21 protein-coding genes are annotated in these 23,232 nt (G+C 34.8%); 14 read left to right on the top strand and 7 right to left on the bottom strand.

Annotation, left to right across the window (positions count from 1 at the left end):
• Positions 1-44 precede the first annotated feature (44 nt).
• Complete coding sequence (locus F0460_RS11205; RefSeq protein ID WP_150013248.1) at positions 45-3,557, bottom strand: hypothetical protein; 3,513 nt, start codon at positions 3,555-3,557, stop codon at positions 45-47.
• 172 nt (positions 3,558-3,729) lie between these two features.
• On the opposite strand from F0460_RS11205, the gene F0460_RS11200 reads away from it, so the two are divergent.
• Positions 3,730-4,422: a S24 family peptidase gene (locus F0460_RS11200; protein ID WP_190304140.1), complete on the top strand. Its 693-nt coding sequence runs from the start codon at positions 3,730-3,732 to the stop codon at positions 4,420-4,422.
• A gap of 31 nt (positions 4,423-4,453) precedes the next feature.
• On the opposite strand, the gene F0460_RS11195 is transcribed toward F0460_RS11200, so the two are convergent.
• On the bottom strand, positions 4,454-4,861 hold the full coding sequence (locus tag F0460_RS11195; RefSeq protein WP_150013246.1) for a hypothetical protein: 408 nt from the start codon (positions 4,859-4,861) through the stop codon (positions 4,454-4,456).
• A 353-nt stretch (positions 4,862-5,214) separates the two neighbouring features.
• Between F0460_RS11195 and porW the strand changes: the two genes are divergently transcribed.
• The 13 genes from porW to F0460_RS11130 all read left to right on the top strand — a co-directional run bounded on the left by porW (position 5,215) and on the right by F0460_RS11130 (position 15,535).
• Positions 5,215-7,776, top strand: a complete 2,562-nt coding sequence (gene porW, locus F0460_RS11190; RefSeq protein WP_150013244.1) for a type IX secretion system periplasmic lipoprotein PorW/SprE — start codon at positions 5,215-5,217, stop codon at positions 7,774-7,776.
• Positions 7,763-8,002, top strand: a complete 240-nt coding sequence (locus tag F0460_RS11185; RefSeq protein ID WP_150013242.1) for an AtpZ/AtpI family protein — start codon at positions 7,763-7,765, stop codon at positions 8,000-8,002. The genes porW and F0460_RS11185 overlap by 14 nt, the downstream gene beginning before the upstream one ends.
• A complete protein-coding gene (locus F0460_RS11180; protein ID WP_150013240.1) occupies positions 7,995-8,393 on the top strand; it encodes a hypothetical protein in 399 nt (132 codons plus the stop codon). The genes F0460_RS11185 and F0460_RS11180 overlap by 8 nt, the downstream gene beginning before the upstream one ends.
• Positions 8,394-8,492: 99 nt before the next feature.
• Positions 8,493-9,659, top strand: a complete 1,167-nt coding sequence (gene atpB, locus F0460_RS11175; RefSeq protein WP_150013238.1) for a F0F1 ATP synthase subunit A — start codon at positions 8,493-8,495, stop codon at positions 9,657-9,659.
• 57 nt (positions 9,660-9,716) lie between these two features.
• Positions 9,717-9,911: an ATP synthase F0 subunit C gene (locus F0460_RS11170; protein ID WP_091520805.1), complete on the top strand. Its 195-nt coding sequence runs from the start codon at positions 9,717-9,719 to the stop codon at positions 9,909-9,911.
• Between the two features lie 93 nt (positions 9,912-10,004).
• Positions 10,005-10,505, top strand: a complete 501-nt coding sequence (locus F0460_RS11165) for a F0F1 ATP synthase subunit B (protein ID WP_091520809.1) — start codon at positions 10,005-10,007, stop codon at positions 10,503-10,505.
• Positions 10,506-10,514: 9 nt separating this feature from the next.
• Positions 10,515-11,048 carry an ATP synthase F1 subunit delta gene (gene atpH, locus F0460_RS11160; protein ID WP_150013236.1) on the top strand — a complete coding sequence of 178 codons (534 nt, stop codon included), beginning with the start codon at positions 10,515-10,517 and terminating at the stop codon, positions 11,046-11,048.
• Between the two features lie 37 nt (positions 11,049-11,085).
• The gene (atpA, locus tag F0460_RS11155) at positions 11,086-12,660 is read left to right on the top strand and encodes a F0F1 ATP synthase subunit alpha (RefSeq protein WP_150013234.1); all 1,575 of its coding nucleotides are present in this window, start codon (positions 11,086-11,088) and stop codon (positions 12,658-12,660) included.
• 87 nt (positions 12,661-12,747) lie between these two features.
• Positions 12,748-13,608, top strand: a complete 861-nt coding sequence (gene atpG, locus F0460_RS11150) for an ATP synthase F1 subunit gamma (protein WP_150013232.1) — start codon at positions 12,748-12,750, stop codon at positions 13,606-13,608.
• Between the two features lie 76 nt (positions 13,609-13,684).
• Positions 13,685-13,945, top strand: a complete 261-nt coding sequence (locus F0460_RS11145) for a hypothetical protein (protein WP_150013230.1) — start codon at positions 13,685-13,687, stop codon at positions 13,943-13,945.
• Between the two features lie 64 nt (positions 13,946-14,009).
• Positions 14,010-14,306, top strand: a complete 297-nt coding sequence (locus tag F0460_RS11140; RefSeq protein WP_150013228.1) for a hypothetical protein — start codon at positions 14,010-14,012, stop codon at positions 14,304-14,306.
• Between the two features lie 40 nt (positions 14,307-14,346).
• Positions 14,347-14,823: a hypothetical protein gene (locus F0460_RS11135; protein WP_150013226.1), complete on the top strand. Its 477-nt coding sequence runs from the start codon at positions 14,347-14,349 to the stop codon at positions 14,821-14,823.
• Positions 14,824-14,827: 4 nt separating this feature from the next.
• The gene (locus F0460_RS11130) at positions 14,828-15,535 is read left to right on the top strand and encodes a hypothetical protein (RefSeq protein ID WP_150013224.1); all 708 of its coding nucleotides are present in this window, start codon (positions 14,828-14,830) and stop codon (positions 15,533-15,535) included.
• Here F0460_RS11130 and F0460_RS11125 read toward each other — a convergent pair whose 3' ends face one another.
• The 5 genes from F0460_RS11125 to F0460_RS11105 form a co-directional block, all read right to left on the bottom strand.
• The gene (locus F0460_RS11125; RefSeq protein WP_223810804.1) at positions 15,536-16,027 is read right to left on the bottom strand and encodes a GNAT family N-acetyltransferase; all 492 of its coding nucleotides are present in this window, start codon (positions 16,025-16,027) and stop codon (positions 15,536-15,538) included.
• 3 nt (positions 16,028-16,030) lie between these two features.
• On the bottom strand, positions 16,031-18,253 hold the full coding sequence (locus F0460_RS11120; RefSeq protein ID WP_150013220.1) for a cation:proton antiporter domain-containing protein: 2,223 nt from the start codon (positions 18,251-18,253) through the stop codon (positions 16,031-16,033).
• A gap of 107 nt (positions 18,254-18,360) precedes the next feature.
• Entirely contained in the window at positions 18,361-19,716 is a 1,356-nt protein-coding gene (locus F0460_RS11115) for a DUF5689 domain-containing protein (RefSeq protein WP_150013218.1), read from the bottom strand.
• 9 nt (positions 19,717-19,725) lie between these two features.
• Positions 19,726-20,331, bottom strand: a complete 606-nt coding sequence (locus F0460_RS11110; RefSeq protein WP_150013216.1) for a hypothetical protein — start codon at positions 20,329-20,331, stop codon at positions 19,726-19,728.
• A gap of 12 nt (positions 20,332-20,343) precedes the next feature.
• Positions 20,344-23,130, bottom strand: a complete 2,787-nt coding sequence (locus tag F0460_RS11105; RefSeq protein ID WP_150013213.1) for a TonB-dependent receptor — start codon at positions 23,128-23,130, stop codon at positions 20,344-20,346.
• Between the last annotated feature and the right edge of the window lie 102 nt (positions 23,131-23,232).

The following is a 23,232-nucleotide window of genomic DNA, read 5'->3' as shown; positions in this document are numbered from 1 at the left end:
ATGATTTTAGGTTAAAAAGGTGCGGATAAACCGCACCTTAAATATTAAATTTCTGGCGGTGTAGCTGGTACACCTAATGTGTGTTCTTTTAATTTAAAGTTACTGTCGCAGTCTTCACCGTCGCAATCGCAAGGTAGGGCAGAGGTTACCTCTAAACCTATACTTTGTGCCTGTAAAATGGTAAGTGTGGTTGGTACGCGGGTAATCCATGGTTCACCTTCTTCGGTAGCAACAGCTCCTAAAACTTCATCAATAACACTTACAAAAAGTTCATCGTTAATTACAGGTGCTTCGCTTCCGTTCCAGATTTGCCCGGTTTGTAAAAACCATGCAACAGCTGTTTCAAATCCTGGGCGTACGGTAGCTACTACACGTGCCATACCCGATTGCATAAAGCTGCGGAACAAAGCATCGTCTGATTCATTATACTGATATAGATTGTTCCATTGCGTACGGTTTGCCCAATAATATGGATAAAAGGTGTACGACATAATATCCCATTCAAACGCCTGCTCTAAGAATTTTACCAAACTTGCATACTTATCCAGGTTTTCTTGCATAAGTACCTTGTATTTGTCTGCTGTATTACCTTCGTAAAGAGTAATGCCACCCATAACTTTATCATTCAATAAATAAGAAATACAGTTTTTACGCAATGCAATATTTTCAATTTGGCGGTAAAACAATGGGTTGGTTTTATCTTTTTCACCATTCGTTGCAGCAACTTTTGTATTGTATTTCTCTAAAGCGTCTTCATAAGCAGTAATAATAACGTTAAATGTTTCTTGTTGCCATTGTTTATATGCTTCATCAGTACGCTTACATTTTATAGATACTGAAATTGAACCTGAAAAATAATTTGCAAATGTTGCAGAAATTGGTATAATACCTACAAATGAATCTATTTGACTATATGAGTTCACAGATGAATTCGTTGAGCGTACTAAAGGTAGTTTACTTGTGTCACTAAGTTGTTTATTACCAACATTTATAATAACTCCTTTGGCTTCTCTCGGATCATTATCATCAATGGCAGAAAAGATAACTTTAGCTTTTTCGGTTTTATAACCTTCAGGTATTTCTATTTCTTCTTTGAATGATCCATAGTTAATGTGTCTAACTTCCCTTGTAGGATCTAAATCTGCAATTAAAGATTTACCAACAAATATTTCATGTGCAGGTAATGGAGTTATAGCAACATTATATTTAGCAGCCCAAAAACTTGCTATAGTTTCACTTAAATTTCCAGCACTACTCATATTTTGAATTTTAGTAGTCCGTGGATCTTCAGGCATTACAATACTGGTGCTGTTTTTGGTGCCCAGTTTGTGTATGCGTGCCGGTTCGGGTACCATAAACTCAAACATCATGCGTTTACCATAATTTACCATTTGGTTGCTGTACAGCTTATCTACCCAACGGTACACACCTACTACATGGTTTTCGCCTTCACGGTTATCAAATCCATGGCGGTTGGTTTCTTCGTATTCTTCAATAACGGTTTGTATACGTTCTTCTAATACATTGGTTACAATACGGTTTACTGCACGTTCGGTAAGTTCTTGTGCTTTTTGAATGGCTTGATGACTACTTTCTTCTTGTGAATTGTTGGTAGCATAAGAAGCTCCAGCAGTTATACTATAAGAAGGGCTTCCTACTGCCCCACCACTATTATATGTGCCACTTACATTAGCGGCAAAATTCTGATCTTCTCTAGCAATTTTAGAAACCTCACTTTGCATTTCGTAACGAGATGTAGATGCGGTATCTTTAATTTTTTCATGTTGTGATGAGGTGGAACTTGTGGTGGTATTTTCTTTATGGCGGAAACTTCTTGACGATTTTTCACGATATTCACGAGCCATAATGTTTTCGATATGCGATACTTCGCCTTCTTCATAACACTTCACCGTTTGTACTACCTTTTTATAATCGGCAACACCTAATTGTTTTACACCAAAGCCCGAAGGTACATACGGTTCTAAAAGTTTGTCTTCGTTTACTTTGGTAGAACCTTCGGTAGAAATAGGACCGCCAATACCTCTATTAGGTAGTAAAACAGCATCAGAAATCTTGAATAAACTTCCGTCGTTTAAAACAAAATCAATTTTATAAGCAGTTGCATTTGTAGAAGGCAAACGATCTATTTTATCAAAACGATCTACCGATAAAAAATTACCTGTTCGTTTAAACTTGTCTGCCATGATTTGCGACTCGAACACTTCTCCATTTATTGTACGTGTAAAACGGATACTTTCTATTTCATCATCTAAATTCGGGATGTTGAAATTTAACGATACATTCTCCTGAAAATCATTTGTTTTTGATATCAGTTTAAAGCTTAAAGGTTGGCTGTTAATTTCTTCGGTTACCGGCATAAAAAATGATCCGATCTTTACAAAAGGTTGTCCTACCGATGTGTTTTCTATAACCTGTTGGTTTAAGTCATGAATTTTATCAGAAACCGCTTTTGCCCACTGCGTATAATCAGGGAAACCGCTTAACAAATTATCTGCGCCGCTGTATGATACTTCACTGCTGTTTTGGGTTACCTGTGAGAAATCATAATCTAATGAGTAAAGCAAAAGATGAATTTCATGATCGGTAAAAGTGTTTTTTAAATAAGTAATGTTCATGCTTGGCTGCATGTTAAACGCAAATCTTGGTAAATCTATATTCTGTATCGAATCGGGTTGTAGATAAGGGTTGTCTGATGTGTATTTCATTATCTTATCACCCAATCTTTCAGAAGAATTTAACAAGGCATTTTTGACTTGTATTTGATGCTCTGTTACTAAATGCTTTGTATCTGCTACATAACTGTTAATAGCATCATCGTATGCAGTTTTATACTGTTTTTCAAACGTTGTTTGTAAATTTTCAACCTTTGGCAACATTTTCTTTAAATCGGCTGCCATTGTTTCTGCTTGAACTGCTTTTAACTTTTTAGTATCGGCAGATGTAATCGGGCTCTTCTGGATAGAAGGAGCTGCACTTATTGGTGACTGCCATGTAGCGTAATGAAAATCTTCATTAAACAATTCTTGTGGCAATACAGGTTTAGATTTTAATATTTTTTTAAAATCTTCAACTGTATCTACAGTGCTTTTAAGCGCATGGTTTGCACGTAAAATTTTAATCAGCGCATCGCTTATTGATGCCTGGTTTGTATGAAAAATAGCATAGATAACATTTAACCAGATGTTTAATTCTTCTGCATTGCTTAAAGGCATTAAAGGTGTTCCTTCAAACATAGTAAATTGCATATCTACAGATAGTTTGCTTTTGTTTTCAAGAATTTTTACAAGCGGTTGTAACGGATGATTTTTAATATCAACATTATTTAATAAATCAAACGTAGTTGTTTGACTAAAAAAATCTAAAATTGTACTCTTTTTAGAAGTGTTACTTGCTCTTTCGTATACATGGCTAAAAAGATCTGAAGCTAACTCTTCTGTTAACTCAAATATTTTTAATGCTTTTTCTTGTTCATCAATAAGTTGCGTGCCGCGGTAGGCAATCATTTCTAGTACAGTTGTTTTACTTTGTGTGCTCATTGTTTTTAAAGTTTAAAGATTAATATTAGAAACATATCTATGTATTTAAATAAAAACAGTCCTATTTAGAGGCCTCATTGTAAATGGTTTGAGTTTATTTTATATATTTGTGAAATATTTCCATTTTTATGATACAAATATATAGATATAAATCTATACAAAATAATTTATAATGAAAAAAATCTCAATTCAAAAAGAAAGAATTATTCAGTTCCTTGAATATAAAGGAATTACGAAGAATAAATTTTATGTTGAAACAGGAATATCTAATGGTACTTTAGATAAAGTAAGCGGGTTGTCTTTAGAAACAGTAGAGAAGTTTTACAATGTTTATCCAGAAATAAATCCAGACTGGTTAATTACAGGTAAGGGAGAGATGATTAAGAGTGAAAAAAATCTAAATATTATATCTAATAACAGAAAAACCAAAGATGGAAAGGTAGATGAGCAGGAAATTCCTTTATATGATTTTGAAGCTACTGCGGGTTTAAAAGATCTTTTTAATAGTGATTCGCCCCGAAAGGTGCTTGATACTATTAAAATACCAAATATTCCTAAATGTGACGGGGCAATATCTGTTACTGGTGACAGTATGTATCCTTTGCTAAAAAGCGGTGATATTGTATTGTATAAGCAGGTTGCTATTGAAGATGTTTTTTTCGGAGAAATGTATCTGTTAAGTATCCAGTTAAATGAATGGGAAGAATATATTACGGTAAAATATGTACAAAAATCTGATAAAGGAGATGAGTATGTAAAGTTGGTAAGTCAAAACGGACATCATCAACCAAAAGATGTTCTTACTAAAAGCATTACTGCTATAGCCTTAATTAAAGCAAGTATTCGTATTAATACAATGATGTAATAAAAAAGCCAGATTTTAAAATCTGGCTTTTTTATTTTAATAAAACTCCTCGTAAATCAGTTGTGGGAATATCGCTTAAAGATTTGTCGTTTATGGTGTTGGTTTTAAAAACAAAGGTTTTGTCGAACATTTTGTTGTTTAAAAAGTACGAAACAGCAAATTCGTTATTCAATTGCAAAACATTGTTTTCTAACATTTCAAGTTTGGTGATGCTTTTTGGAGCCACTTCATTAAAAGCATGACGAAACGTTCCAGTTGCACGCTGTTCGTTGTTTATGGTGCCGTAAGCGCGAGATACTGCCATGACCATTTCTAAAGTTTCATCGGTATTATTTACAAGATAAACAAACCAGCTGTTTTCCTGAAAATCATCGTTCCATTGCTGTATAGCCGCCAAAAAAACATTTTCCGATTTAGGAAAATCGATATCCTTTTTCATTCTAAAAATTTAAAGAACAAAGGTAATCTAAAACTTTTTAATTGCTTTTTAAGATAAATTATTAAAAAATTATATTAAAGTTTGTGAAATGTTATTTTAATTCGTACATTCGATGATATATTTTTAGTATTTTAAAGAAATAAATTGGTTTTTGGTTAGATTAAAATGATTAGCAAAAATTTGCTATGAAGAAGAAATCGCTCCATTTTTTGGAGCGATTTTTTTTAAATTCTTTTTATAATGAAAATAAGTTCTGTTTTATTATTTTTACACATTAAAGTACAGAACGTTAAGTTTTTTAAATTATTTATACGAAATTCTGTGTTTTTTAGTTATTGTAAAAAATCAATCTATTGAAAACTGTTTCCTTTAAATATATTCCTGTCTTATTTATTCTTTTGGTAGCAATTGCTTGCTCTACCGAAAAAGCAGGTTTTGCCAATAAAAGATACCACGCTACTACCACCAAATACAACGTGCTTTACAACGGTACGGTTGCGTATGACCGTGGAGTAATGGAACTTAAAAAGAAATATGTCGATGATTTTTCGAATCTTATTACAGTTGAACCTGCCCAAAAAGATGAAAAAGCACTGATTATTACAGGTTCTGCAGAAAAAAATCCACATTTTCAACGAGCGGAAGATAAAGCCGTAAAAGCTGCTCAAAAACACTCTATAAATGTTGCCGGAAAAGAACATAACCCGCAGATGGACGAAGCTTATATGCTTTTGGGTAAAGCGCGTTATCAGGATTTGCGATTTGTGCCTGCGGTTGAAGCTTTCAATTACATCATTTTAAAATATCCCGACAGTGATTTGTTTTATGATGCCTTGGTTTGGAAAGAGAAAACCAATTTAAAATTAGAATATTACGGCTTGGCGATACAGAATATCAAAAAGATTTTCAGAGATAGCGAAGCTGCCTTGAAAAATCAGACAAAGGCCGATGCTTACGCCACTTTAGCGCAGGGCTACATTCATTTAGAACATTTAGATTCTGCCAAAATTCCTTTACAACAGGCAATTGATCTAACAAGCGATACCGACGAAAAAGCTCGCTATACTTACATTTTAGGACAGTTGAACAGCAAAACCGGTCAGAAAAGTGATGCGGTTAAAAATTTCCAGGATGTAATAGATTATAACCGCAGAATTTCTCGTGCATTGGTTATTAACGCGCATGCCGAAAAATTTGCCAATCAGGATATTGCTACTGTTGATACTACTGCGTTCGTACGCCAATATTTATCGTTGTTGAATGATCGCGAAAACCGTGCGTATTCAGATATTATCTTTCATCAGTTAGGTGTAATGCACGAAGCTTATGATTTAAAGGATAAAGCCATTAAAGATTACAATATGTCCTTAAAAGTCGGCAAGGCAAATGAATACGTAAAAGTATCCAACTACAACAAGTTGGCGAATATCTACTATCAGAAAAAACAATTCGAAACTGCCGGAAAATATTACGATTCTACAATGGTTTACATGAACCCGATGTCGCGCGAGTATGTTCAGGTAAAGCGTAAAAGAAATAATTTGGTTGATATTGTTCGATACGAGCAAATCGCTCGAAAAAATGACAGTATTCTTAATTTAGTTGGTAAAGACGATACGCAACGCAAGCAGGAAATTGAAAAACTGATCGAAAAACTGAAAGCCGACGATGCAAAAGCTCAACAAGTGGCATCGCAACAAGCAAATCCGCAAATGCCGGGAATGACACCAAGCACAGGTACTTCGTCAAACTTTTATTTTTACAACACCAATACTGTTCAACAAGGTAAAAACGAATTCAATAAAAAATGGGGTAACAGACAGTTAACCGACAATTGGCGTTGGTCATCTGTAGCATCGAGCAGCGGACCAACAATTGCGGCAAATACCCAGCAAAATGAAGGTCAAACAGCAGCGGGAACTCCAACAGAAGAAAATCCGAACGATCCTGCGGTTGCAAGATATAATGTAGATTTCTATCTGAAACAAATCCCAACCGATCAAACAGAATTAACCAATCTTAAAACAGAACGCGACAATGCGTATTATCAGTTAGGATTGTTGTACAGCGATCGATTGGAAGAATATGAAGTTGCAGCCGGTAAATTAGAACACTTGCTTTCTATAAATCCGGAAGTTGGTTTAATCGAACCCGCGAAATATCATTTATATAAAATTTATTTAAAGATCGATCCTACAAAAGCACAGGCAATGTTGGAAGATTTAAAAACAAACCACCCAAATTCAAGATACACGCAGGTGGCAATGAATCCGAATGCTGTAATTTCTACAGATGGATCTCCTGTTGACGATTACAATAAAATTTACCGCTTGTATGCAAATGGTGCTTTTTATGAAACGTTGCAGGAACTGGATACAAAAATACCAACGGTTATTGGCGATGGGATCATCAGTAAATACGAATTGTTAAAAGCTATGACGATTGGTAAACTACGCGGACTGACCAATTACCGTGAAGCGTTGGAATATGTGGCATTAACGTATCCTACAACAAAAGAAGGAAAAGAAGCAGAACGAATCATTGCGAAAGATCTGCCTAAATTACAAGGCTTGTCGTTTAAACGCGATTTATCTAAAAACATAAAAATGGTTTATGCAGTTCCGTATCCGTTAACAGAAGAAGGTAGTGCCTTGAAGTTGAAGTTGGAACAATATGCAAACGACCGCCGACATACCGGACTTATTTTTAGTGCTGATATGTATAACGATAACACTATTTTCTTTGTGCTGCACGGTGTTAAATCGGGTAATATTGCAAAATCGGCACAAATGTATCTGGAATTAGAATCGGATTACAACATTAAACAGAATCCTGTTTTAATAAGTACCGATGATTACGGTGTGGTGCTTATCAAGAAAAACTGGGAAGAATATATTAAGGATGCCGGAAAATAACAAGCTGCCCAAAAAACCAAGTGCTGCCAGTAAGTGGTTGATATTTACATCGATTCCTTTTCAAATGGGTGCAACAATTTATGTGTTTTTCAGGATTGGCGGTTGGTTAGATAAAAAGTATTTAATATATGACGATTGGGGAACAAAAAGTGTAACTTTGCTCGGAATTTTTCTGGCAATGTATCAAGTCATCAGTCAGGTTAATAAATTAAATAAAAATGGGTAAAGCATTAGCTTTTATAGGTCAGTTGGCAATTTTGGCACTGGTTTCTTTCGGTTTGCACTTTTTGTTACAGTCAATCACCAAACACTTGCCTTTGTGGGATAGCGCTTATATGCAGCTTTGGCAAATTTATGCGTTGCAGTTTCTGCTGTCGGCATTATTAATTTTTGCTGTGGTAGGTATTGGGAAAAGCATGCCTCAAAATTTAGGTTTTTTGTTTTTAGGATTCTTAACGTTAAAACTGGTAATTAATTATTTTGCCATTAGCAGTGCGTTGAAAACCAGTACAGCAGATGATTTTTTTAAATATAATTTTTTAGCCGTTTTCTTTTTGTTTATGTTTTTTGATGTGTACGTAACGTATCGTGTTTTAAATCAATCACATTCATCATAAAATAAATAAATAAAAAAAGTTTAAAATACTTCTGTTCGGAAACGATAAATTATGTATTTTTGCACAAAATTTTTGAAACATAAAAAATTTAATCCCGGTATGGTGACTATTAAAAAATCACTTCATTTACTAACAGCTGCTTTATTTGCTTTGATGCCTTTGGTTTCAAATGCAGAAACACCAGTTGTTTCAGCGCATGATTCTTTGCACGCTGCTACTACAGAAACGTCACATGAAACTCATGGTTCACATGATACGCATGCTGAGGTTGATCCAAGTTCAAAAGAATTTGTGAAGGCTTACACACAGCATCACTTAATGGATGATCATTACTATTCGTTTTTTGGAAATGCAGAAGAGCACAGACATTATGGTTTTGGATTACCAGTTATTTTAGTTGATAACGGTCTGAAAGTTTTTATGTCTACAGAAGATTTTGTTTACAAAGGAACAGTTGTAGAAAACGGCGGACAATATTATAAATATTACCACGGTAAAGTTTATAAAACAGATGTTGCGGGTACGATCTCTTACGATGAGCATCATCACCCAACTAATGAAAAACCTTTCGATATTTCAATTACTAAAAATGTTGTAGGTTTATTATTAGCTACCGTATTATTGTTTTTAGGATTTACAGCATTAGCAAAAACTTACAAAGCATCACCAAACAATTTACCTAAAGGAATTGCACGTGCATTAGAACCATTGGTAATTTATGTACGCGATGAAATGGCTCGCCCAAATATTGGTGAAAAAAAATATAAAAAGTACATGCCGTATTTATTATCGGTTTTCTTTTTAATCTTCTTATTAAACTTATTAGGTTTAACGCCACTTGGGTTAAACGTTACAGGAAACATTTCGGTTACAGTTTGTTTGGCATTGTTTACTTTCTTATATGTAAACTTTAGCGGAAACGCAGATTACTGGAAACACATTTTCTGGATGCCGGGTGTGCCGTGGCCAATGAAAATTGTTTTAGCACCAATTGAGGTTTTAGGTATGTTCACAAAACCATTCTCGTTATTAATTCGTTTGTTCGCAAATATCACAGCAGGTCACTCTGTAGTAATGGGTTTAATCGCAGTTGCGTTTGTAATGAAACAAACTTTAACAACGCCGGGTGCAGTAGGTGTATCGTTCTTGCTAACCTTATTCTTAACAGTATTAGAATTGTTGGTAGCATTTTTACAGGCATTCATCTTTACAATGTTATCATCATTGTTTATTGGTTCGGCTGTTGAAGAACACGATCATCATTAATAGAAAAGAAATAAAAGAGTATTAAAATTTTGTTTAATTATATATAAATCATTTATCATGACAATTCCAAATTTAGTAGGTGCTGGTTTAATCGTTATCGGAGCAGGTATCGGTTTAGGTAAAATTGGTGGTTCTGCAATGGACGCTATCGCACGTCAGCCAGAAGCTGCTGGAAAAATCCAAACAGCAATGATCATCATTGGTGCATTATTAGAAGGTTTAGCATTCGGTGCTTTAATCTTAGGAGCTTAATTAAAAAAACAATATCTGTAACGGTTGGTTACAGATATTGTTTAATTAAACAAAAAATTACAGTAAAAAATTAAAAGTTACATTTAAGATATAATGGAAAAGTTAATCAACGATTTTAGTTTAGGTTTATTCTTTTGGCAAGCAATCATCTTAGTAGTTATTATTTTCTTATTAGGAAAATTTGCTTGGAAACCTATCGTTAACGCTTTAGAAGCTCGCGAAGAAGGAATTGCAGATGCTTTAGCAGCTGCAGAAAACGCAAAAAGAGAGTTAACAAACTTAAAAGCAGATAACGAAAAATTATTGGCTGAAGCACGTTTAGAGCGCGATGCAATGTTAAAAGAAGCACGCGAAATGAAAGACAAAATGATTGCAGAAGCTAAAGAAGAAGCTCAGACTGCAGGTGCACAAATGATCGCACAAGCACAGGCATCTATCCAAAGTGAGAAAAATGCTGCAATGGCTGATATTAAAAATCAGGTTTCTACATTATCAATCGATATCGCAGAAAAATTATTAAAAGGTCAGTTAGCAGACAAGCAAGCGCAAGAGCAATTGGTTGGATCATTATTAAACGATATTAAATTAAATTAATAGTACGTTATGACGGGAACAAGAGCAGCCTTAAGATACGCTAAAGCAATTCTTGACGTGTCTAACGCAAAAGGAAATGCCGAAGTGGTTGGTACAGATATGAAAACAATATCTGATGCTATTTCACAAAGCAGTGAGTTAAAGTTATTTTTAGAAAATCCGGTAATTAAAGGAGAATCTAAATTAGCTGCCTTAAACGAAATTTTTGCTTCGGCTAACGCAGATACTAAAAACTTATTTTCGGTTTTATTACAAAACAAGCGTTTAGATATATTAGAAGCAATTACAGCACAATACGCTAAATTGTATGACGAGTTAAAAGGAGTTGAAGTTGCTTATGTAACAACAGCTACACTTTTAACACCGGCATTAGAAGCGCAGGTATTGGCAAAAGTAAAAGAGCTTTCTACAAAAGAAGTTACTATTGTAAACGAAGTAAATAAAGACATTATTGGCGGCTTTATCATTCGTTTGGGCGATATGCAGTACAATGCATCAATTGCAAACAAATTAAGTCAATTAAAAAGAGAATTTAATAATTAAAATCACACACGGTTAACGTGATAAAATAGTCAAACGCATGGCAGCAATTAATCCTGCTGAGATTTCAGCAATATTAAAGAAACAATTATCTGGTTTTACAGCAGAAGGATCTGTAGAAGAAGTTGGTACCGTTTTAACAATAGGTGATGGTATTGCACGTGTTCACGGATTGGCAAACGCACAGTATGGTGAGTTGGTTCAGTTTGAGAGCGGTTTAGAGGCAATGGTTCAAAACCTAGAAGAAGATAACGTTGGTGTTGTTTTATTTGGCCCATCTACAGGTGTAAGCGAAGGATCTATCGTTAAAAGAACAGGTCGTATCGCATCTATCAAAGTAGGTGAAGGTATGTTAGGACGTGTGGTTGATACTTTAGGTAACCCAATCGATGGTAAAGGACCTATCACTGGCGATTTATACGAAATGCCAATCGAGCGTAAAGCTCCTGGTGTTGTATTCCGTCAGCCGGTAACCGAGCCTATGCAGACAGGTATCAAAGCTATTGATGCAATGATCCCGGTTGGTCGTGGTCAACGTGAGTTGGTTATTGGTGACCGTCAAACAGGTAAAACTACTGTTTGTATCGATACCATTTTAAATCAAAAAGAATTTTACGATGCTGGTAAACCAGTATTCTGTATATATGTTGCTGTTGGGCAAAAAGCATCTACAGTAGCAAACATTGCAAAAACATTAGAAGAAAAAGGCGCAATGGCTTATTCTGTAATTGTTGCTGCAAATGCATCAGATCCTGCTCCAATGCAGGTATATGCTCCAATGGCAGGTGCTGCAATTGGTGAGTATTTCCGTGATACAGGTCGTCCTGCATTAATCGTTTATGATGATTTATCTAAACAAGCGGTAGCTTACCGTGAAATGTCTTTGATTTTACGTCGTCCACCAGGTCGTGAGGCTTATCCTGGAGACGTTTTCTATCTTCACTCTCGTTTATTAGAGCGTGCTGCAAAAGTAATCGGTGACGATGAAATCGCAAAAAACATGAACGATTTACCAGAATCGTTAAAGCCAATCGTTAAAGGTGGTGGTTCGTTAACTGCTTTACCAATTATCGAAACACAAGCTGGTGACGTTTCTGCATATATCCCAACAAACGTAATTTCGATTACAGACGGACAGATTTTCTTGGAGTCTGATTTATTTAACGCAGGTGTACGTCCGGCAATTAACGTAGGTATTTCGGTATCTCGTGTTGGAGGTAACGCGCAAATTAAATCAATGAAAAAAGTTGCAGGTACATTAAAATTAGACCAAGCACAATTCCGTGAATTAGAAGCTTTCGCGAAATTTGGTTCTGATTTAGATGCAGTAACTTTAAACGTAATCGAAAAAGGTCGTCGTAACGTTGAAATCTTAAAACAAGCGGTAAACGATCCGTATTCTGTAGAAGATCAGGTTGCGATTATCTATGCAGGTTCTAAAAACTTGTTGCGTAACGTTCCTGTAGAAAAAGTAAAAGAATTTGAAAAAGAATTCTTACAAGTATTAAACTTATCGTACCGCGATACTTTAAATGCGTTAAAAGCAGGTAACTTATCTGATGATGCTACAGCTACATTAGAAAAAGTTGCAAAAGAAGTATCGTCTAAATACTAATAAAAGTATAGAGTAGTTAGTATTGAGAATCTAGATTTCTAAGTTCTCAATACTAATATCTAATTTCTTTGTCTTAATTCTATTAAAATGGCAAACTTAAAAGAAATACGTAACAGAATAAACTCGGTATCATCAACCATGCAGATTACATCTGCAATGAAGATGGTTTCTGCTGCAAAATTAAAAAAGGCGCAAGATGCTATTACAGCTATGCGTCCGTATGCAGAGAAATTAACCGAATTAATTCAGAATATCAGTTCAACATTAGAAGGCGATGGTGCTGGTGTTTACGCTGAACAACGCGAAGTAAACAAGGTTTTGTTAGTTGTGGTTACATCAAACCGCGGATTGTGTGGTGCTTTTAATGCAAATGTTATTAAAGCAACGCGTACGTTAATTGATAAAACTTACGCAGATAAGCAGGTTGATGTATTAACAATTGGTAAAAAAGGTTTTGATTTGGTTGGAAAAACCGAAACTGTTTTTGCAAACCGCAGTGATTTGTTCGATGCCTTAACGTTTGTGAATGTTGAAGCAGTTGCACAACAGATTATGGATGCATTTATTGAAGGTACGTACGATAAAGTAGAATTGGTGTATAACCAGTTTAAAAATGCAGCTACACAAATTGTACAAACAGAGCAGTTTTTACCTTTAAAGCCAATTGAAACAGAATCAAACGTAACGGTAGATTATATTTATGAGCCTTCTAAAGAAGAAATCATTTTAAATTTAATTCCGGCGTCATTGAAAACGCAGTTGTACAAAGCAGTTTTAGATTCTAACGCGGCTGAACACGGCGCACGTATGACGGCTATGCACAAAGCAACCGATAATGCAAAAGATTTACGGGATCAGTTAAAATTAACGTATAACAAAGCACGTCAGGCTGCTATTACAAACGAAATCTTAGAAATCGTTGGTGGTGCCGAAGCATTGAATAATTAATACGTTTTTTTAAAACATATTTTAAAAACCTTTATCAATTACGATAAAGGTTTTTAATTTTTTAAAATTACAGAAGATGAAAAGCTATAATAAATTTAAAAGACTCTTCCCTTTCATTGTTTTAATTATTTTAGTCTTAATTTTTTTTGCTTATCTCAACACATACATAAAACAAAAATATGAAGTTCAATTACATGGTATTGTAAAGAACATTGATGAGAATGTTGTAAATGCTGGAATGAGAAGACTTAAAAATGAAAGGATATTTTTGATTGGATTTTCAATATCTTTAATAATCATAGCTGTTGTAATTGTTTATAAAGATGATAAAAAATAGAAAATAGTTTAAAATGATAGGTTTCGCAATATTATTAATTTTTGCTTTTATACTAGATTACTTTATGTATACAAGATTAAAGCCATTAACAGTTTTTCCTAAAAAGGCTGAAATTTTGTTGTCTGCTCTCGCATTAAGCTTATTAGCATTAGGTTTAATACTTGAAGTATTTAAAATGAATGATATTTTTATGATATTATTTTTGTGTATAGGTATGGTAATTACTAGATTTTTTGACGCAATGAATTTAAGTAAAGAACGTAATCAACTAATTCTTTTTAAGTATTTATTGGAAGTTATGCTCGTATTTTGCATTATTACTCAATTTGCTTATATATGGGATAGAATGCTTTCCGTTTAATATAAAAAAACCTTTATCTTTATTGATAAAGGTTTTTTTTATGGAAACAATTGTACTTTACAAATACGGGGAGTTTTATCTAAACAATCAATTTTTATTTGAAACAAACGTTATAAGAAAATGGTTTGTTAGAGAGAAATACCAAATAATAGATGCTTTTGGTAAGGTTCAGTTGTTTTTCTACATAAAGCATGGTTTCGGGTTTAACAAAATTGTATTTTTAGAGAATAATTTTTCACTTTTGTATGAATTTGTTCAAAAGAAGAATAGTTTTTATTGGATATATAATGAACATATATATTATATAAAGCAGCCTTTTTCATTTTCTTACAAAATTGAATTTTATAGAGATAATGAGTTAATAGGAAGTTCTTTAAAAAATTCTTTTTGGAAATCGTATTTTGATCAATTAAGTTTTTCTTTTTTAAATTTTATAACTGATGAAGAAATTGAGCTATATTTAATTCTTTACGCTATCCATTATGCATTTTTGGAATTGGAGATTAAAATTACATGAACTTATGAAAAAATCAATAAAAATAACTATTCCTAAACCTTGTGGAAAACAAGAATGGAGTTCGGAATTTATTTCTAACAGAGAACAAATGTGTTTGCTTTGCAGTGAAAAGGTTTTTGATGCAACAAATCTTTCAGATAATCAATTACGTAAGTTGGTTAGTCAAAAAGACCGACCAAAATGTATGAAGTTTAAACAGTCTCAATTAAACCGACCTTTATGGGTTTCTTCAAATCACTTTAATTACAAGCAAATTTCTAATGCTTTTTATGGATTGTTGGTCGCTGGTTTGGTAGTGTCGTGTTCTGTACAGAAGCAACCACAAAAATCTATTGCTTTTTATGAAGAACTATTCCAAACCAATCATTTTTTCAGCGATACATTGAAATATGTAGTTAGAGGTATTGTAGTTGATTATAAACGACACGATATTCTAGATAATGTTAACGTCACCATTTATACAGATAATTACTATCATAGTGTTATTGTAAACCCATCAGGTCAATTTAAAATCGAAATCCCGAAGTCAAAAATATCGGATACTATTTATTTACATCTGAATGGACGCAGAAACGAATTTTATGTAGGACGTTTTAGAGAATATTATGACGGCATTTTTGAAATTAAAAAGGAGGAACTTCCTTTAAATAAAGTGTTCATTTTGGAAGAACCAGAACCTATTTATATTGGTTATTATGAAGTTGAAAAATAATTATAACACTATCTGAAAAGCATCTCTTGGTGAACCATCAGTAACATAAATAACGCCGCAATACGTAAAACCGTACTTTTTAAAGAAGTTCTGCATAGGCAGGTTATTGTTGTTGGTATCAACCCGAATGTTGTTAATCTGCGTAAAACAATAATCAAAACAAGCTTTGGCTACACCTTTAGCTTTTCCGTTTGCTGCCAGTCTGTGAATTACGCCGTAAGGTTCGTTATTCAGCCATTTTCCGTTGTCGATGACGTTGTAAGTCGGTTCCGGATTATCGCCTTTTAAAAACGAGAAATAACCCACAATTTCGGTATCGTTCCAACAAATGTATCCTATGTTTTGATTGATGTCGTTAAGAATAACTTCTGCCGACGGATATCCGTTAATCCATTGGGTAAGGTTGCCGTTGGCACGCATAATGTTGCGGGCATCGTCAATAACCTGCATAATGCTGTTTAAATGTTCGGGTTTTGCAATTTCTATCGTCATAATTTATTTTGAAAATAAAGCGGTAATTTTCTTTTTATCGCCCACAAGCCATAAAATATCGCCTTTTTGTAAGGTAAATGTAGGCTGCGGATTTAAAATGCGCTCGCCATTGCGTTCTATTCCGGCAATAATACTGTTGCTGTTTTCACGGATTTTACTTTCACGAATCGATATTCCGTTCAACGCTTCATTGGTCAGTTCAAAACCTTTCAGCACAATTTCGGTATGGTAATCAACAGATCCTACCAACGATTTATCAACAAAAAGTTCAAAATCTTTTACCTGTTCGTCGGTTCCAATCACGTACACAATATCTTTCGGGAAAATTTTTTCGTCTTTATCCGGAATATTAATAACCAGATCGCCACGTTTAATAATGGCGATATTTACACCCAATTCTTCACGTACTTTTAGTTCATTCAACGTTTTACCGGCAATCAGCGATTCCTGCGGAATTTCAAAAGTAGTCATGTGTCCGTCCCAAGGCGTTAAATCGCTTTTGTTTCTAATGGCTTCGGATCTTTCGCGGTCATTAAAATTCTCTATAAACTGATGTTGGATCTTTCCATACATAATCTGAATCCTCTTGGGAAATAAAACCGCAAACGCAATTAAAACTGCCAATACAATCACGCCAGTCAACGGATTGATTAGTTCGTTTATCATTATAAAAACAATGACAATACACAGTAAAATTCTAAACAATGCAATTAAAATAAGTGGTGTAATATTTTTACTGTCGCTTTTTAACTGATTTAACGACTTAATGGCAACTCTTTGTAACGCCAATGCATACAAGAATGGCAAAAACGCCACAACGGTTAAAAATATGTACAGATAATAGGTAAATGCGCCGCTTGACAGTGGAATTAAATAGTAAATGCTTACGAAGACAATACCTGCAATGATTACCGAATGAATGACGATGTGGGATGCAACGTCGGAAATATATTTTTTCCAGTGATTTGTTTTATCAATGGTTTGTGTTGCCGACGAATAATTGTCTAACTTATCTTCCCATTTTTTTGGCAGGATAATTTTTAATTGATTGTATGCTTTTAAGGAATTTTTGATGAAAAACGGAGTGGTAAAAGTGGTAATTGCCGAAACTGCAACTACAATAGGATAGAGGAAACCGCTTGTTACGCCCAATGTCATACCCAACGTGGCAATGATAAACGAAAATTCCCCGATTTGAGCCAAACTCATTCCTGCCTGAACCGACTGTTTTAAAGGCTGACCAGAAAGTAACGCACCCATTGTAGTAGCAATTGTTTTTCCGAAAATGGTAACAATGGTAATTATAAGTACTGGAAAAGCATATTCTTGAAGTGTATCTAAATTAATAAGCATACCAACCGATACAAAGAAAACCGCACCAAATAAATCTTTTACAGGCTTCACTAAGTGTTCGATCTGTTCTGCTTTGGTTGTTTCTGCTATGATCGATCCCATAATGAAAGCACCCAACGCCGGAGAAAAACCTGCAGCGGTTGCCAAAATAACCATCATTAAACACAATGCCAGCGAAACAATTAAAGTAGTTTCTTCATTTAGCAAATTTTTGGTTCTTTTAAGCAGCGTAGGAATTAAAAAGATTCCTGCCAAAAACCAAAGTATTAAAAAGAATGCCAATTTAAAGATCGATTCCATTAGTTCAACGCCCGAAAACTGCTGCGACACGGCTATTGTTGACAGTAAAACCATCAATAAAATAGCAACGATATCTTCTACAATCAGCGTTCCGAAAACCACACCGGCAAATTTCTGGGTTTTAACACCCAATTCATCAAATGCCCGCAGAATAATGGTTGTGGATGACATGGAAAGAATAGCACCTAAAAAAATACTGTCGATGAAATTCCAACCGAGCAATTTTCCGGTTGTGAAACCCACAATAATCATGGTGATGATTTGAACAGCGGCGGTCATACTGGCGGATCCACCCACTTTAACGAGTTTTTTAAAACTGAATTCGAGTCCTAAACTAAAAAGTAGAAAGATTACTCCTATTTCTGCCCAAACTTCCACGTTTCCCATATCTTGAACGGTGGGAAATAACGGAAAATGCGGACCTGCCAAAAAACCAGCGATTAAATAGCCTAAAACCAAAGGCTGTTTTATCTTTTTAAAGATTAAAACGGCGACTCCGGCAGTCATTAAGATCAAACCTAAATCGGAAATTAACGGATATAAATGATGTGATGTTTCTACGGCTGCTAGCATAAAAGAGTACGCAAATATTTGTTTTTAAAGATACAAAAAAGCGATGTTGAATTGTACAAAAAAACGCCTTCTGATGAAGAAGGCGTTTAAAATATTCGAATTAATTTCTATTGAAATTTAACGTTGTCTATTTGTATAGTTGATGTTACTGTTTTTGAACCTGAATATTCAAATACAATGTATCCGTTACCTGTAACCGTGCTTGGGAACTGGTAGTTACCACTTGGCGTAAAGTTAGGTGCATAACCACTTGCAGTACCTGTAGAATAAGTAAATTGCGAGGTAATGTTTGTAAAATTAGCTGTGTTAATATAATCGCCATAGCTGTAATTAGCAGCAGGTACATAATAAACGTTTAATACGTTTCCTGTGTAATATCCATCTTTCGTGTCAAAAGACATGCTGTTGTTTCCGTTAAACTGTACCGGTACAATAAAGTAACTTTTTGTAGTTTCGGCACTGTTTCCAAATGCTGTTAACTGAATGTATTTATTGTTTTGGAAAGTTTTAACTGCCCAATATCTTCCACCAAAAGTATAATCGTTACCATATTGAGGGAAAGCACTTGCTGTTGCAGCTACTTCAAAAGACTCGAAGTTTTCGTTTACGGTTGGTGTAAAAGTCATGTTTGTACCACCAATGATAGTTACCGGTCTAATACGTGCATCGGTTAACTGAATGTCGTTAAAAGTACGTGCCATGAATTGGTAATCACTGTTGAATTTTGTAAGAACTCCGCGTACTTTACCGTTACTTTCTGATACTACTTTGCTTGCAAATTTAGCAAATTCACTTGTTCTGAAAATCATTGTTCCCGTAGGATCAATAAGGTTGTGGTTTGTTGCTCCACCCAAAACATTGTTTGGATCGTAATAGGTTTTACCAACAGCACTGTCATCAAACTGCACTTTTTCAATTTCAACCAACGTGTTAATGTAGTTGTCGTTTTTAAGATCAGCCAACGTAATGGTTTTTACTAAATCTGCTTCAGGAACTGAAACGCTCGAAGCAAATACTTTTTTGTAGAAATCTTGCGGACGCATTCTGCCTACACTTGTTTCCTGATAGATATCGCCCAAAACCAATGAACCGTGTACAATAGAAAAATAAATATCTTTTAAATAGATATACACTTTACGACCAGGAGCGATATCGTTACTGATGTTGTACATATCAATCGAAATAGAAAAACCTTTGGTTCCTTCTAAATTTTGCAATGATACCGATTTATAGAACGTTCCGCCTTCATCGCTTGATGATACATAGGCCTCCAAAATATCATTTTCGGTATATTGCTGTAAAGTGGTGTTCGCTTTAGCGTATAATTCTTCTAAAGTAACTGTTGCCGTAGCTTGGTGGTATTTAATTTCTGGGGCAGAAACATCGTCGTTGTTTGCACAACTTGTTGTTACTAATGTTGCAACCAATGCCAATGCTGCAAACGTATATTTTATTGCTTTCATATCTTAAAATTAAAATACTTTAATATTATCTATCATGTACGCGCCTGCATTTGCACTTGCTGTTCCTCCTGTTGCTTTAAAAGCAATGTAAATATTTCCGCTGTATTCTTGTAAACTTACTGCACCCGAATTAAAGAAATCGTAATTAAAACCGCTGCCAATTTTTGGTCCGGTAAAAGTTACACTTTTCCATGTTGCTGTGTTTACATCACCTGTAAAATCTGTAGAAATTAATACTTCTAAAAAGTTTTTTTCTACATTTACAACGTGGTGTTGTGCTGTTTGAAAAGTTAAACGTTTTTTAACTGCTGTGTCTACATTAATTGCAGGGGTTACAAACCACGCTACATTTAAGGTTTCGTTACTGTTAAAAGGCGAAAATTCGTAATACGCATTACCTTGGTACGAATTTGAAAACCATTTTTTAGTTCCGCTTTCTGCAACGTTTGTAAAAAGTGATTCATTAAAAGTACCATCGATTACTTTTTGGAAATCTTCTATATAAATTGTTGGGCTGTATGTTGGTAAATCCTGTTCGTCTTCTGGTGAACAAGCTGTAAATATACTTGCGAAAGTTAAAACAGCTACCGGGAATATATATTTTAATTTTTTCATTATCACTTTAAATTAAAAGTTGATGTATAAGTTTAAGAAATAGGTTCTGCCGAAACCATAGAAATATTTAGGGCCAAATGTGCGGGATCCGCTTGCGTGATCCATTAATAATTCGCGGTAGTTAGCGTTACGTGCTTGTTCAAAACCGCCCGTTTTGTATTCTAAACCTAAAACGTTGTTAACCGATGCAAAGAAACCAAAGGTTTTACCATTTATTCTCCACGATTTTCCACCTTGAAGGTTTACTAAGAAGATATCGTCTAACTTTTCTTGTTTTAATAAATTGCGTGCTACGTTTGTATCAACATCGTTAAAAGCTGCGCCACCCTGACCTGGTTCGTTAAAGAAATTGTTTGTACGTAACAAAGGCGAAATATCTAAATAAATATCAGTTAAAAAGTTCGCATTTGCACCAATCCACCAGTAGTTCGGGTCGCGGTATTCAATTCCTAACGAATAAGCTTGCTGTGGCGTTCCTGCAACACGGTAGTTTTTAATATAACTTGTTCCGTAGTTTACCATTGGGCTTAATCCGTTTTCACGACGACCATCAACATTCAAATAAACATCTGCATTGTCTGAATAAATTGCCTGACCATAGTTTGCTGCAGCAGTCAATTTTATTGTTTTAGTTGCCTGATATTCTGCACCTAATTCAATACCCATACTTTGTTTGCTAATTCCGCGTGTAATTTCTGCTACGAAATCGCTGCTTGTTTCATCGTCCATTTCAATATCGATACCATCGGCATAGAAGAAAGATGTTCTTGTAGCATCTTTAATTTCGTTGAAATAAGCACCAACACGTCCTTTTAATTTAGGCGTACGAATGATGTAGTTAATATCTGAACCAAATACTTTTTCATCGGTTAATCCGTTTACTGTTGCATCGCTTATACGAACGTTAGAGTAGCTGTTACGGATTGATGGTGCCTGCGTGTAATAACTTGCATTGAAGTTGAAAACATGCTGACCTGTTAATTTATAAGTCGCTCCTCCTTTTAAACCGTAGTTTTCGAATGATATTTTTTGACCTTTTCCGAAAGATGAATCTGCGTATAATGCATTTTTGTACAATCCTTCACGTTGGTATTCTGTGTAAGATGCATTTTGACCTAAATAGAAATCGAATTTACCAAAGTTGAATTGAAACTGTGTGAATAAATCAACCACATTTGCGTGCATAATATAGTTGTAACCATATTTGTCGCCTTCGTAAATTCTACGGTTTGGGTTGTTTAAATCAGATGCCGAAAATTCTTCTTTCAAGAATGTATCGTTATCAATTAAATATCCGCCACCCAATAAATCAAGCATTTCCTGGTAGCTTTCTGAACGTAAATTGCGGTATGTTAAACCTGCATTAAATCCAACTACATTAGAAATTTGTGTATTAAACAACGTGTTCGCTGTTAATTGGTTGTCTTGCATAACATCGGCATACAAAGCGTTTACTGCATAGCCTTTATTTGCATTTTGAAGGTATAAACGATCCCAGTTAATTTGCGAATTAGCCAAGAAATCTTCTCTGTTGCGTTCTGCATTCTTAAAATCAGGAGTCCAAATTGGTGTTGATCCATCTGTATTATGGAAATTCAAATAATAACTCGGTAAATTTTTGTAGTAAGTAGGATCAGGATTGTTTGCTCCGTTTGTTTCTAAACGACTGTTTGAAATCTTACCAAACTGATACGATACATTCGTGTTTAAAGTCGATTTTTCGCTGATATCCCAATAGTGGCTCAATATAAAAATTGGTTCTTCTACGTCTTTATCACGTGAATTACGTTTTTTACCATCTTGCCAACCCCAATATGAGTTGTACTTGTAACCTTTTAAATCTACAACTTCTTGTGTGTTAGGTCCGTTTTTACCACGACTGTTTTGTGCATAAATAGCAGACAAGTTTAAGCTGTGGTTGCTGTTAATTTTCTTTTCAACAGCCAAGAAAAACGATTTTGCATCGTAATCTGTTCCGTCAAAGAAACCGTCTTTAGCCATACGGTATGAAGCAGATCCAGCATAAGCCCATCCGTTTTTGTTCATTCCCGAACCGTAAGTAATCATTCCACGACCACTGTAATTGGTGTTAGCACCAGAAAGTGAAACACGTGTTCCGGTACGCATAAAAGATGCACGGGTGTTAATTGCCTGAATACCTAAAATACCGCCAAAAGTATAATCGTTCGGTATAGAACCATTTATGAACTCTTGGTTACGTGTAGCATCGTTTAATCCACCCCAGTTAGAAAACTGCGGACGACCATCGAAAATTTTGTTCATAGAAATACCGTTTATAAAGATATTTCCATACTCATTGTCTAACCCTCTAATTCTGAATCGGGCTTGACCCCAGTTAAAAGCTGCCGCCTGACGGAATGGGTCACGTGATGCCTGTAACAATCCAGATGTAGTTTCAGATCCCGAGTTGTCATCTCCCAAATCATTTTCGGTAAGGGTAATTAAACTTAATTGTTGTTCAGAAGTTAAATCTTCTTCCAAATAAATGGTGCCTAAATCAATATCCGCTTCGGTAGTTATATCCAAAGTAAATCTTTTTTGAACATAACCTGTAAAGTTGATGTAAAGCACCTGATTGCCCGAAGTAGGGTTTGCAATTTCAAATTCACCTTGCTGGTTTGTAGTAGCCGATAAATTTGTGTTGGATAAATTTGCCGTTACATTGAATAGAGGTTGCTGTGTTTTTGCATCAACAACAACTCCGCGTAACGCTGTGCTTTGTGCCCAAGCTGTAACGGTAAATAGCACTAGCAAAGTACTAAGTAGTAATTTTTTCATAAAAACCTAAAAATAAGCTGTTTAAAGTTTTGTAAGTTTAAACTAAACTTAACATGGTGCAAAGGTAGTTATTTTATAAATATTAACTAATTTTGCCCTCAG

The organism is Paenimyroides baculatum, assembly GCF_008629655.1.
GTDB lineage: Bacteria > Bacteroidota > Bacteroidia > Flavobacteriales > Flavobacteriaceae > Flavobacterium > Flavobacterium baculatum.
Note: the sequence above shows the minus strand (reverse complement) of the source record. Positions and strands in the feature narration are given on the sequence as shown.

Bases quoted from the DNA above. Each gene is read 5' to 3' on its own strand.
- F0460_RS11205 (WP_150013248.1), bottom strand. From the start codon at position 3,557: ATGAGCACACAAAGTAAAACAACTGTACTAGAAATGATTGCCTACCGC.
- F0460_RS11200 (WP_190304140.1), top strand. From the start codon at position 3,730: ATGAAAAAAATCTCAATTCAAAAAGAAAGAATTATTCAGTTCCTTGAA.
- F0460_RS11195 (WP_150013246.1), bottom strand. From the start codon at position 4,861: ATGAAAAAGGATATCGATTTTCCTAAATCGGAAAATGTTTTTTTGGCG.
- F0460_RS11185 (WP_150013242.1), top strand. From the start codon at position 7,763: ATGCCGGAAAATAACAAGCTGCCCAAAAAACCAAGTGCTGCCAGTAAG.
- F0460_RS11180 (WP_150013240.1), top strand. From the start codon at position 7,995: ATGGGTAAAGCATTAGCTTTTATAGGTCAGTTGGCAATTTTGGCACTG.
- atpB (WP_150013238.1), top strand. From the start codon at position 8,493: ATGGTGACTATTAAAAAATCACTTCATTTACTAACAGCTGCTTTATTT.
- F0460_RS11170 (WP_091520805.1), top strand. From the start codon at position 9,717: ATGACAATTCCAAATTTAGTAGGTGCTGGTTTAATCGTTATCGGAGCA.
- F0460_RS11165 (WP_091520809.1), top strand. From the start codon at position 10,005: ATGGAAAAGTTAATCAACGATTTTAGTTTAGGTTTATTCTTTTGGCAA.
- atpH (WP_150013236.1), top strand. From the start codon at position 10,515: ATGACGGGAACAAGAGCAGCCTTAAGATACGCTAAAGCAATTCTTGAC.
- atpA (WP_150013234.1), top strand. From the start codon at position 11,086: ATGGCAGCAATTAATCCTGCTGAGATTTCAGCAATATTAAAGAAACAA.
- atpG (WP_150013232.1), top strand. From the start codon at position 12,748: ATGGCAAACTTAAAAGAAATACGTAACAGAATAAACTCGGTATCATCA.
- F0460_RS11145 (WP_150013230.1), top strand. From the start codon at position 13,685: ATGAAAAGCTATAATAAATTTAAAAGACTCTTCCCTTTCATTGTTTTA.
- F0460_RS11140 (WP_150013228.1), top strand. From the start codon at position 14,010: ATGTATACAAGATTAAAGCCATTAACAGTTTTTCCTAAAAAGGCTGAA.
- F0460_RS11135 (WP_150013226.1), top strand. From the start codon at position 14,347: ATGGAAACAATTGTACTTTACAAATACGGGGAGTTTTATCTAAACAAT.
- F0460_RS11130 (WP_150013224.1), top strand. From the start codon at position 14,828: ATGAAAAAATCAATAAAAATAACTATTCCTAAACCTTGTGGAAAACAA.
- F0460_RS11125 (WP_223810804.1), bottom strand. From the start codon at position 16,027: ATGACGATAGAAATTGCAAAACCCGAACATTTAAACAGCATTATGCAG.
- F0460_RS11120 (WP_150013220.1), bottom strand. From the start codon at position 18,253: ATGCTAGCAGCCGTAGAAACATCACATCATTTATATCCGTTAATTTCC.
- F0460_RS11115 (WP_150013218.1), bottom strand. From the start codon at position 19,716: ATGAAAGCAATAAAATATACGTTTGCAGCATTGGCATTGGTTGCAACA.
- F0460_RS11110 (WP_150013216.1), bottom strand. From the start codon at position 20,331: ATGAAAAAATTAAAATATATATTCCCGGTAGCTGTTTTAACTTTCGCA.
- F0460_RS11105 (WP_150013213.1), bottom strand. From the start codon at position 23,130: ATGAAAAAATTACTACTTAGTACTTTGCTAGTGCTATTTACCGTTACA.